We start from the raw sequence: 1,711 nt of genomic DNA, 5'->3' as shown, positions 1-1,711 counted from the left end.
AGCCAGGGCCGCGGCGGCCGGTTGGCGCGCCCGCGCGTGGCCAGGTCGTCGAGGATCGGCGGCAGCAGGTCGATCGGCACCACCATGTTGATCGGGCGGGCATTGCTGCTGCCGCCCTGCTGCAATTGCAGGGAGCCGATGCCGAGCAGCTCGCCCTGCGCGCCGATCAGCGCGGTGCCGCCCCAATGGGGGTGGGCCGGGGCGGTGAACAGCGCCTCGTCGAGGACATACTCCCAGTACCCGGCGAATTCCTGCCGGGCCACGACCTCGACGGCGACGCAGCGCTGGCGCCCCCCCGCCCCCGCCACCACGGCCCGGTCGCCGGTCTTCAGGCCGGCCGACTGGCCGAGCGGCAGGGCCGGGACCCCGAGATCGCCCAGCGCCTGGACCAGGCCGAAGCCGGTTGCGGCATCGAAGCCGAGCACGTGACCCTGGACCGAGCGGCCCTCCCGGGTGGTGAGCCAGACGCTCTCGGCCTCCGTGACGAGGTAGCCGACCGTGAGCACCAGCCCGTCTTCCCGGATCACCACGCCGTTGCCGGCGCGCTCGGTGCCGAGGGTCTCGGCCGTGAAGGCGCTCTCCGGCACCCGCGCCGAGAGGGCGAGCACCGACGAGAGCGCCCGATCGAGATCGTAGCCGTAATCCGCAGGCCTGGGCTGGGCCTGCGCGGGGATCTTCCACTCGCCCTGCGTCGCCATGAGATTCCTTCGACTCGTTCGCTCTGCTCCGGCGCCGCCGGACGCGCGAAATCAGACTAAGATAGGCTGTCGGCACGGCCTGCGACACCCGTGGCGCGGCGCCGCGCGCGGATCGCTGAGCCGGCGAACCCGTCGCGGGTCCCGCGCGGAGCCGGCGATGTGACAGGACGCGCGGGGGCGCTTAGAACTATCTTACGGGAGCGCGACCGGCAGGGGAACGGCGCGCGGACGCTGGAACGGATCTTGGCCGGACCGATCTTTGCCGCGGGGGCGCCTCAGGACCGGGTGCCGCCGGGCCTTCACGGCGCCGACGATGCGCGGCTGCGCCGATTGCTGTTCGAGATCGGGCGCGGCGAGGCGGCCGCCCTGGCCGAACTCTACGACCTGACCAGCCCGAAACTCTTCGGCGTGATCCTGCGTATCCAGCGCGATCGGTCCCTTGCCGAGGACGTCCTGCAAGACGCGTATCTGCGGATCTGGCAGGCCGCCGGGAGCTACGACCCCGAGGCCGGACGCCCGTTCGCATGGCTGTGCACGATCGCCCGGAACCGGGCGATCGACGGCCTGCGCCGGAAGGGATCGGCCGAGGTTCAGGGACCGGTGCGGGATGACGGCGAGGATTGGGTGGCGCGGTTGATGGACCCGCACGACGACGCCGCGGCGTTCCTGGACCGGGACGCGCTCGGGGCCTGCCTCGGCCGGCTGGAGCCGGCGCACCGGGATTGCGTGGTGCTGGCCTATTGCGAGGGCCGCTCCCGGGACGAGCTGGCCGAGCGCTACGACCGGCCGGTCAACACGATCAAGACCTGGCTGCACCGGGCGCTCGCATCGCTGAAGACCTGCCTGGAGGCGGTCACGTGACCGGCGGACCGGGCGACCTGACCGCGAATCCCGGCTCGGACCCGGACCTGCGCGCGGCCGAGTACGTGCTCGGCACCCTCGACCGCGAGGAGCGGGCCGCGATGGCGCTCGCGCTCGCCACCGATACCGCCGCGGCGGCCCGGGTGCAGGCC

2 protein-coding genes are annotated in these 1,711 nt (G+C 73.1%); one reads left to right on the top strand and one right to left on the bottom strand.

Annotation, left to right across the window (positions count from 1 at the left end):
• The coding region (locus FV228_RS28865; RefSeq protein WP_147857604.1) for a S1C family serine protease at positions 1-698 on the bottom strand (698 nt) is incomplete at its 3' end.
• A gap of 321 nt (positions 699-1,019) precedes the next feature.
• Here FV228_RS28865 and FV228_RS28860 point away from each other — a divergent pair.
• Positions 1,020-1,559, top strand: a complete 540-nt coding sequence (locus FV228_RS28860; RefSeq protein WP_147857605.1) for a sigma-70 family RNA polymerase sigma factor — start codon at positions 1,020-1,022, stop codon at positions 1,557-1,559.
• Positions 1,560-1,711: the final 152 nt, after the last annotated feature.

The sequence above is a fragment of the Methylobacterium sp. WL18 genome, assembly GCF_008040015.1.
GTDB lineage: Bacteria > Pseudomonadota > Alphaproteobacteria > Rhizobiales > Beijerinckiaceae > Methylobacterium > Methylobacterium mesophilicum.
Note: the sequence above shows the minus strand (reverse complement) of the source record. Positions and strands in the feature narration are given on the sequence as shown.